The following is an 8504-nucleotide window of genomic DNA, read 5'->3' on the forward strand; positions in this document are numbered from 1 at the left end:
GGGCCTCGTCATTTCAGGTTCTGGCGCAGCAGCATGGTGCCGCCGCGCTGGGTAAATTCAAGTTGTTTCAGGGCACTCATGCCCAGCAATACGGTGGGCCCGTCCAGGCCCGGCACGACGATGGCGCGTACGTCCTGCAGGCGGATATCGCCCAGTTGCAGGCTGGCCAGGCGCGTGCGGTAGCCTTCGGTGCGGCCATTGGCGGTGCTCAGCTGCACCGGGCTGCCACGCTCCAGGCTCAGTTCACGGGCCAACGCCTCGGGGATCGCTACGTCGGTGGCGCCAGTGTCGAGCATGAAATGCACCACCTGGCCGTTGATCGCACCATCCACCACGAAATGGCCCTGGCCGTTACTCAGCAGGCGCACCTCGATAAAGCCTTCGCCATGCTCGGACTGCACCTGGCTATTGGGGTTGCGCTGGCTATCTTCCCACTGGCCGAAAAAACGCGTGGCAAGGAACAGTGCCGCCGCCCAGGCGACGACCATCAGTACCCTGCCCGCACGCTTGCCCGGCGCCTGGCTCATGGCTTGGCGCTCCAGCCGCCTTCCGGCGCGTCAAAGCGCCAGACAATCGGGCGGGTTTCGCCATCGGCACGGGCACCGTTGTTGTTGTCCAGGCCAATCCAGGCACCCTTGGCATCGATCACCAGCGCCTCGGCCAGGCCAAACGGCTGCGTGTAGCGGCGTGACTCGACCAGCGCATCGGCAGCGAACGACCAGCAACGCTCGACCTTGCCGCTGTCGGCATCTCGCCGACAAACCCGGTAGGCGTTGCGTTCGAGGGTAAACAGCTTGCCGTCGAACCAGGCCAGGTCGGCGAAGTCGCGCGACAGGGCCCGGGCATCGAGCATCTGCGCCGGCTGCATCTCGACCCCGGCCTCGCTCAGCAGCACGCAGCTACGCCCGCAGGTCCACACCGACTGCTGGCGCTCGATGGCCACCAGGCCACGCCGCTCGCGCTCGGCGGCCAGCCACAGGCGGTCACCCGCCGGGTTGATCGCCAGGCCCTCGAACAGAGCATTGAAGTTCAGCAGCATGCCGCTCGCGCGGGCCTGGCGGACCATGGCCGGGTCGATCTTCAACCAGTCCGGCTCGCCTTCCTGCGGCAATTGCAACACGGCGGCATGGGCCTCGCTGACCAGGTACAAGTTACCCGCCTGGTCACAGGTGACGCCTTCGAAATCCAGTTCGCCACCGCGAATGTAGGATGCCGCCCAGTTACGCGACTTCAAGCCCCACGGTAGGCCGCTTTCCGGTACCGGCGGCGGGGTGAAGGTGAGCGGTTGCGCGCGCCAGGTGGGGTTCTGCTGATCGAAGCGGTAGATACGGTCGTCGTCGCGGTCGGACACCCCCCACAGCCCGCCCCGGCATGCCACCAGGCCAGACAGGTTGGCGCCACGCATACCATCGATCGGGTGCTCGGCACTCAGCTTCAGCTCCGGCCAGTTGCCCGCCAGGCTCGGCAGGGCAACCAGCGCCAGGCAGGCCGCCAGGAGCAGACGAATCAAACCATGACCTCGGCCAGGTTGCCCTTGGTTTCCAGCCAGCTCTTGCGGTCGCCGGCGCGCTTCTTGGCCAGCAGCTTGTCCATCAGCTCGCAGGTAGCCTCAACGTCGTCCAGGGTCAGCTGCACCAGGCGCCGGGTGTTCGGGTCCATGGTGGTTTCGCGCAGCTGTGGCGGGTTCATCTCGCCCAGGCCCTTGAAGCGGGTGACCTGTGGCTTGCCGCGCTTCTTCTCGGCCACCAGGCGGTCGAGGATGCCGTCACGCTCGGCCTCGTCGAGGGCGTAGTAGATTTCCTTGCCCAGGTCGATGCGGTACAGCGGCGGCATGGCCACGTATACATGCCCGGCCTCGACCAGCGCGCGGAAGTGCTGGACGAACAGGGCGCACAGCAGCGTGGCGATGTGCAGGCCGTCGGAGTCGGCGTCGGCGAGGATGCAGATTTTGCCATAGCGCAGTTGCGCGAGGTCGGTGGCACCCGGGTCGACGCCAATGGCCACGGCAATGTTGTGCACTTCCTGGCTGGCCAGGACTTCGCCGCCGTCCACTTCCCAGGTGTTGAGGATCTTGCCGCGCAGCGGCAGGATCGCCTGGAACTCCTTGTCCCGCGCCTGTTTGGCCGAGCCACCGGCCGAGTCACCCTCGACCAGGAACAGTTCGGCACGCATCGGGTCCTGGCCAGCACAATCGGCCAGTTTGCCGGGCAATGCCGGGCCCTGGGTGATGCGCTTGCGTTCGACCTTCTTGCTGGCCTTGAGGCGGCGGCCGGCGTTGCTGATGGCCAGTTCGGCCAACTGCATGCCCAGCTCGGGGTGGGCATTGAGCCACAGGCTGAAGGCATCCTTGACCACACCGGAAACGAAGGCAGCCGCTTCACGGGACGACAGGCGCTCCTTGGTCTGCCCGGAGAACTGCGGCTCCTGCATCTTCATCGACAGTACGAAAGAGATGCGCTCCCAGACGTCTTCCGGCGCCAGCTTCACCCCGCGCGGCAACAAGTTGCGGAACTCGCAGAACTCGCGCATGGCATCCAGCAGGCCCTGACGCAGACCGTTGACATGGGTACCACCCTGGGCGGTGGGGATCAGGTTGACGTAGCTTTCCTGAACGCTGTCGCCACCTTCAGGCAGCCACAACAATGCCCAGTCTGCGGCTTCCTTGTTGCCGGCCAGGCTGCCGCAGAACGGCTCGTCGGGCAGGCGCTGGAACTCGCTGACCGAGTCGACCAGGTAAGAGCGCAGGCCATCCTCGTAGTGCCACTCGACCTTCTCGCCGCTGGCCTTGTCCTCGAAGCTGACCAGCAGGCCCGGGCACAGTACGGCCTTGGCCTTGAGCACGTGCTTGAGACGGCTGATGGAGAACTTGGGCGAGTCGAAGTACTTGGGGTCGGGGCTGAAGTACACGCTGGTGCCGGTGTTGCGCTTGCCGACCGAGCCGACCACTTCCAGCTCGCTGGCCTTGAAGCCATCGGCGAAAGTCATCTGGTATTCGTTGCCGTCACGTTTGACGCGCACACGCACTTGGGTCGACAGGGCGTTGACCACCGAAATGCCCACGCCGTGCAGGCCGCCGGAGAACTGGTAGTTCTTGTTGGAGAACTTGCCGCCGGCGTGCAGCTTGGTGAGGATCAATTCGACCCCGGACACACCCTCTTCCGGGTGGATGTCCACGGGCATGCCGCGGCCGTCGTCGCTGACTTCCAGCGAGTGGTCGGCATGCAGGATGACCTGCACCGAACGGGCATGGCCGGCCAAGGCTTCGTCGACACTGTTGTCGATGACTTCCTGGGCCAGGTGGTTGGGGCGGCTGGTATCGGTGTACATGCCCGGCCGCTTGCGGACCGGATCAAGGCCCGAGAGGACTTCGATGGCGTCTGCGTTATAGGCGCTAGCGCTGGGATTGGCCATGGGGTCTCGTCGTCAGTCTGGTGAATGCAAAAAAGTCAAAATACAGAAAAATCGAGCGCTGCGTACTGCCCACGGGCAATGCCAGCGAAGGCCAGCAGTGCCGGCAGGCGCTCGGCGAAGCCCTGGAAACTGTGGTCGCCACCGGCCTGGATGCGCAAGGCACATGCACGGTAATAGCGCTCGGCGTGGCGATAGTCCAGGGTTTCATCGGCGGTCTGCAGCCACACTTGATAGCGGTTGGCGTCTACCGGGGCCGGTACTTCCAGCTCGGCCAGGGCCTGCACGTGATCATGAGTCAGCTCCCAGGTTTCACCGCTGTAGTGATTGCGCTGGGTGCCCAGGTAACCGTCGAAGTGCTTGTGCGGCGTTACCGCCGGGTTGACCAGCAGGGCCTTGAGGCCATGGCGCTCGGCCAGATAGGTGGCATAGTAGCCGCCGAGCGAACTGCCCACCAGCAACGGCGTGCCCAGCTCGGCGATGGCTGCTTCGAGCTGGGCAATGGCCTGGCGCGGGTGGTGGTGCAAGGCTGGCACGCGCAACTGGGCCGACAAGCCCAGTTGCTGCATCACGGCCTCAAGCTGGCGCGCCTTGGTGGAAAGCGGCGAGCTGTTGAAGCCATGGATATAGAGGATGGAACCCGACATGCTGCCCCCGGAATCTGTGGCTTCGCGCCTGATGGTGCGGGCGCAGGGACGCGCAGTGTAGCGCGTTCGCCGGGTTTTGACGCAGTGTCACGGGTTTCGCAACAATTTCTTCACCGAAGGCCGCAAAATCACAGCCCCTGTGGGAGCGGGTTCACCGCGAAGAATGCGACGCGGTGCATGGCACGGGCTTCGCCCGTGTTCGCGGGTAAACCCGCTCCCACAGGGATGGCGGCAAGGCTCAGACTCTTAATACCCTGGGCTATCGAAATCGAGCTTCACTTCGAAATCCAGCGCCCGCTGCACACCGGTCTCCAGCCGCCCATCGGCATGCAGGTGCAACCAGCGGTAGCCAGGCTGCTCCTCGCTCACCTGGAAGTCTTCGCTGCGCGCCGCGAACTGGATGCAGGTCGACGGCGTAGCCAGCAAACGCCGGCCATCGCGCATTTCATCCCATTCCTGATGCACATGCCCCCACAGCAGCGCCCGCACCTGTGGATAACCGTCGACGATATCGAACAGCGCCTGAGCATTGCGCAAACCAATCGGCGCAATCCAGGCACAGCCGATGTCCACCGGCTGATGGTGGAAACACACCAGGCAATGCCGCTCGCCCGCCCCTTTCAAGGCTGCATCCAGCACTTCCAGTTGGTCGTCCTCTAGAAGACCGTGAGTCGCAGCGTGCACCGCGGTGTTGAGCATGACGATGCGCCAGGCGCCAATATCGGTCACCGCCTGCACCAGCTCCGGCGCCACTTGCGCCATCACTTGGGCCTCGTCATGGTTGCCCGGCAACCAACGGGTGGGTACGGCAAATGGCGCGGTCAGCTCACGGAACGCTTCATAGGACGACACGCTGGCATCCTGGGACAGGTCGCCTGTGCACAGCAGCAAGTCGACAAGCGGTTGCTCCCGCCGCACCTGGGCCACCACATGGCGCAGGCTGTCACGGGTATTGAGGCCCAGCATACTGCCGGCAGGGTCGGCAAACAGGTGGGCATCGGTCAGTTGCACCACATGCACCGGGCGGGATGAATCCGAGTAAGGCAACAGCCGTCTCCTTTCAGCGAACACTGGCCAGTTCGTGGCCGCAGGCCAGGCAGTGGCTCAACCATTCACCGAGGAACAGGTTGAGCTGGGCCTTTTCGTCCGGCTGGTGCATGGCTTCATTCGGGTACGGGTAGATACTGCGCAGGCGCCGGGTATGTTCGGCGCTGACCACTTCGGCCATGCGTGCATCGTGGTACACCTGCACCTCCAGGTGCGGTACTGGCAGCCACGGCAGGCTGTGCTCCTGGCGCACATGCAACGTAGTGGTATATGGGCAGGCCAGCACCACGTCGAGCACCAGCACGCCGAGCATCTGGTCGCCCTGGGTCATGCCGATGCGGCGCGAGCTCTGGGTGGTACGCATGTCTGGCAACAGGCGCATCAGCCGGGCGTAGTTGGCCTCGCAGGCTGCCTGCAGCCCGACCAGGTCGACCCGATAACGCTCGCGCAGCAGGTTCACTTCCACATACCTCGTACTTCGTCACGGTTCAGCGCCAGCCATTGCAGGCCGATGATAGTCGCTGCGTTGCAGATGCGCCCATCGCGTACGGCCTGCAAGGCATCCTCGAACGACCACACGCGCACGCGAATGTCCTCGCCCTCTTCTTCCAGGCCGTGCAGGCCACCGGCGCCCTCGCTGCTGCAGCGGCCAAGGAACAGGTGAACGAATTCGTCACTGCCGCCGGGCGACGGGAAGTAGCGGGTCATTGGCCAAAGCGCGCTGAACGTAAGGCCAGCCTCCTCCTCAGCTTCGCGGTGGGCGACTTCCTCGGGTTGTTCGTCCTTGTCGATCAGCCCGGCAACCATCTCGATCAGCCAAGGGTTGTCGGCCTTACCCATGGCGCCCACGCGGAACTGCTCGATCAGCACCACTTCATCGCGTTGCGGGTCATAAGGCAGCACGCACACGGCATCGTGGCGCACGAACAGCTCGCGGCTGATCTCACGGCCCATGCCCCCGGCAAACAACTCGTGGCGCAAGTGCACCTTGTCGAGCTTGTAAAAGCCCTGGAAGCAGTTGGCCCGCTTGACGATCTCGACCGCCTTGGGCACCGAATTCAACGTGTCTGACATGGAAATCCTCGTTGCTACATCAACCGCACAATTACCGCATCGCGCCATCCTACTCTGCACGCTTGCCCGTTTCATCCCTTTCCGGCAACCGTTCGCGCACTCGGGACAGCACGTCTTCACTCTGTTAGCTTAGTGGCGAACTGAAGGCCGCGCAGACGGTCAAAGGCCGACTTTTCCCTGTTCTGCAAGGATCATCATGACACTTGTCAAACTGACTTCCGTGGCCGTGCTGGCACTCGCTCTTGGCGCCTGCCAGAGCCTGTTCGCGCCCAATTACCGGGCCCCGCTCGAGGTCAAGCGCGACGCCTGGGAACATGTCAAACCCGGCTGCAGCGCAAGCGACTGCCCGCTGGTGAACATCGACATGATCCATTTCCCGGCCCTGCCCAAGCTCGACGGCATCGTCGAAAAGCGCCTGCTGCAGCTGACCGAAGATAATCAGCATGGCACCGCGCCAGCCACCCTGCAGGCTTACGAGCAGCAATACCTGGCCAGTGCCGACAAACGTAACAGCAGTTATTTGCAAGCCAAGGTACGCGAGCAGCATGACGGGCTGGTGATCATCGAGCTGTCCAGCTACCTGGACAGTGGCGGCGCCCACGGCATGCCTGGGCGCGGCTTCATCAACTACTCGCGCAAGCTGGACAAGGTGCTGACCTTGCAGGACATGCTGCTGCCCGGCCAGGAAGACACCTTCTGGAAAACCGTCGAGGAGTCGCACCGCGCCTGGCTGATCAGCGTGGGCATGGACAAGGACGCCGAGTTCGTCAAAACCTGGCCGTTCAAGAAGTCGCCGCACATCGCCCTGACGTACGGCGCAGTGGTGGTCAAGTACGAGGTCTATGCCATCGCGCCCTACTCCATGGGCCACGTGGAACTGAAGATCCCCTACCCGCGCCTGAATGGCGTGCTCAAGCCTGAACTGTTTCCCGGCCGCGGCTGAGGCTTAGCAGCCCATGCAGTACACCTGCCAGCAGCAATGCTGGCAGGGTAGCGCCAAACTCCGGTGCATTGGCGGCGATCAAGTGATAGGCCGCCACCCCCGCAAACCAGGCCAGCAGCGCTTGCCAGTGCAAGCCAGCCACCTGTGCCGGCAGGCGGCGGCGACGGACTACGTAGTGGTCCATCAGCACCACGCCGAACAGCGGCGCGAACACCGAACCGATCAACAGCAGGAAGTTTTCGTACTGGGCCAGTGGCGCCAGCAAGGCAATCAGGGTGCACAGCACGCCGATGGCCAGCGCCAGGTGCTCGACCTTCAGCGGCAGCAGCACACCGGTGGAAACCGCCGCCGAGTGGATGTCGGCAAAGGCCTTTTCCGACTCATCCAGCAAAATCAGCAGCAGCGGGATACCCATGCCGGCACCGGCCAGGGCCAGCAGCAGCGCATTGACTTCGCCACTGGCGGCAAAGGCCAGGGTGTAGGCCACGCCCAGGCTCATCAGCCAGGTGTTGCCGATGAAGTAGCCAATTACCGTACCGCCGAACACATGCTTGCCGTTGCGGGCGAAACGCGAGTAATCGGCGATCAGCGGCAGCCACGACAGCGGCATGGCAATCACGATGTCGAAACCTACCGCCAGCGACATCGAACCGTCCCCGGCGCGGCTCCACAGCTCAGCCAGGTCGGCTTTGGCGAACAGGTTCCAGGTCAGCCAGACGCAAGCCCCCAGCAGCAACCAGATACCCCAGGCGCGCAGTACCTTGCGTACGAACGCCAGTGGCCCACTCACCGCCAGCAAGGTGGCCAGGGCACCGAAGCACAGGGTCCACAGCATCGGGCTGTTCCAGGCACTGTCTTCGCCGAAGGCGCGCGCGCCCAGCAGGCTGGCGGCATCGCGCATGACAATGATCTCGAAAGCGCCCCAGCCCACCAGTTGCAGCAGGTTGAGCAGCGCTGGCAAGCGCGCGCCATGGCTACCCAGGCTCAGTTTCAGGGTGCCCATGGCGGACAGGCCGGTGTCACTGCCGATGACCCCGGCGGCGCCCAGCAGCAGCACGCCCACCCCAGTGCCCAGGGCAATGGCGAGTACTGCGCCGGCAAGGCCCAGGCCAGGCGCCAGCATGGCGCCGACCTGCAGCACCATCAGGCCGATGCCGAGGGAGAACCACAGTGAGAACAGGTCGCGGGCGCCGAAGATGCGCTGGGCGGTGGGGACCGGGTGGTCGGGGGAGAATTGGCTGGGTGATGTCATGGTTGGCGCTCGCCGGCAATGTTGTTGGTGTTCTTGGCGAGGACTTCGTCCTCGTATCGCGACGCAAGGCCGCTCCCACAAAAACCGCGCTGGCCTTGAGCCTTGCGCGGTCCCTGTGGGAGCGGCCTTGCGT

The 8504-nt window shown here is 64.2% G+C and carries 9 protein-coding genes; 1 reads left to right on the forward strand and 8 read right to left on the reverse strand.

Annotated elements, in window-relative coordinates; translation table 11 throughout:
- Nucleotides 1-8: 8 nt before the first annotated feature.
- From ABE456_RS12745 to ABE456_RS12775, 7 genes are all read right to left on the reverse strand, one after another.
- Nucleotides 9-527 (reverse strand): TIGR02281 family clan AA aspartic protease, encoded by a 519-nt coding sequence (locus ABE456_RS12745; RefSeq protein WP_346644237.1) that lies wholly within the window; start codon nt 525-527, stop codon nt 9-11.
- Complete coding sequence (locus ABE456_RS12750; RefSeq protein WP_346644238.1) at nt 524-1510, reverse strand: esterase-like activity of phytase family protein; 987 nt, start codon at nt 1508-1510, stop codon at nt 524-526. Before ABE456_RS12750 ends, ABE456_RS12745 begins: the two co-directional genes overlap by 4 nt.
- Nucleotides 1507-3411 (reverse strand): DNA topoisomerase IV subunit B, encoded by a 1905-nt coding sequence (gene parE / locus ABE456_RS12755; protein ID WP_346644239.1) that lies wholly within the window; start codon nt 3409-3411, stop codon nt 1507-1509. The genes ABE456_RS12750 and parE overlap by 4 nt, the downstream gene beginning before the upstream one ends.
- A 35-nt stretch (nt 3412-3446) precedes the next feature.
- Nucleotides 3447-4055 carry a YqiA/YcfP family alpha/beta fold hydrolase gene (locus ABE456_RS12760; RefSeq protein ID WP_346644240.1) on the reverse strand — a complete coding sequence of 203 codons (609 nt, stop codon included), beginning with the start codon at nt 4053-4055 and terminating at the stop codon, nt 3447-3449.
- A 246-nt stretch (nt 4056-4301) separates the two neighbouring features.
- The gene (cpdA, locus tag ABE456_RS12765) at nt 4302-5102 is read right to left on the reverse strand and encodes a 3',5'-cyclic-AMP phosphodiesterase (protein WP_346644241.1); all 801 of its coding nucleotides are present in this window, start codon (nt 5100-5102) and stop codon (nt 4302-4304) included.
- Between the two features lie 13 nt (nt 5103-5115).
- Complete coding sequence (locus ABE456_RS12770) at nt 5116-5568, reverse strand: DUF1249 domain-containing protein (RefSeq protein ID WP_016501905.1); 453 nt, start codon at nt 5566-5568, stop codon at nt 5116-5118.
- A complete protein-coding gene (locus ABE456_RS12775; protein WP_346644242.1) occupies nt 5559-6176 on the reverse strand; it encodes an NUDIX domain-containing protein in 618 nt (205 codons plus the stop codon). The genes ABE456_RS12770 and ABE456_RS12775 overlap by 10 nt, the downstream gene beginning before the upstream one ends.
- Before the next feature lie 196 nt (nt 6177-6372).
- Here ABE456_RS12775 and ABE456_RS12780 point away from each other — a divergent pair, with 196 nt between their 5' ends.
- Nucleotides 6373-7119 carry an RsiV family protein gene (locus ABE456_RS12780; protein WP_346644243.1) on the forward strand — a complete coding sequence of 249 codons (747 nt, stop codon included), beginning with the start codon at nt 6373-6375 and terminating at the stop codon, nt 7117-7119.
- On the opposite strand, the gene cytX is transcribed toward ABE456_RS12780, so the two are convergent.
- Nucleotides 7088-8371, reverse strand: coding sequence for a putative hydroxymethylpyrimidine transporter CytX (gene cytX / locus ABE456_RS12785; RefSeq protein WP_346644244.1), 1284 nt, complete (start codon nt 8369-8371; stop codon nt 7088-7090). The genes ABE456_RS12780 and cytX overlap by 32 nt on opposite strands.
- Nucleotides 8372-8504 lie beyond the last annotated feature (133 nt).

Origin of the sequence: Pseudomonas sp. TWI929 (assembly GCF_039673335.1) — a bacterium.
Lineage (GTDB): Bacteria > Pseudomonadota > Gammaproteobacteria > Pseudomonadales > Pseudomonadaceae > Aquipseudomonas.

What these genes read in the sequence shown, in the direction of transcription:
- ABE456_RS12775 (WP_346644242.1), bottom strand. Translation starts at nt 6,176, where the DNA reads ATGTCAGACACGTTGAATTCGGTGCCCAAGGCGGTCGAGATCGTCAAG.
- parE (WP_346644239.1), bottom strand. Translation starts at nt 3,411, where the DNA reads ATGGCCAATCCCAGCGCTAGCGCCTATAACGCAGACGCCATCGAAGTC.
- ABE456_RS12780 (WP_346644243.1), top strand. Translation starts at nt 6,373, where the DNA reads ATGACACTTGTCAAACTGACTTCCGTGGCCGTGCTGGCACTCGCTCTT.
- cytX (WP_346644244.1), bottom strand. Translation starts at nt 8,371, where the DNA reads ATGACATCACCCAGCCAATTCTCCCCCGACCACCCGGTCCCCACCGCC.
- ABE456_RS12760 (WP_346644240.1), bottom strand. Translation starts at nt 4,055, where the DNA reads ATGTCGGGTTCCATCCTCTATATCCATGGCTTCAACAGCTCGCCGCTT.
- ABE456_RS12745 (WP_346644237.1), bottom strand. Translation starts at nt 527, where the DNA reads ATGAGCCAGGCGCCGGGCAAGCGTGCGGGCAGGGTACTGATGGTCGTC.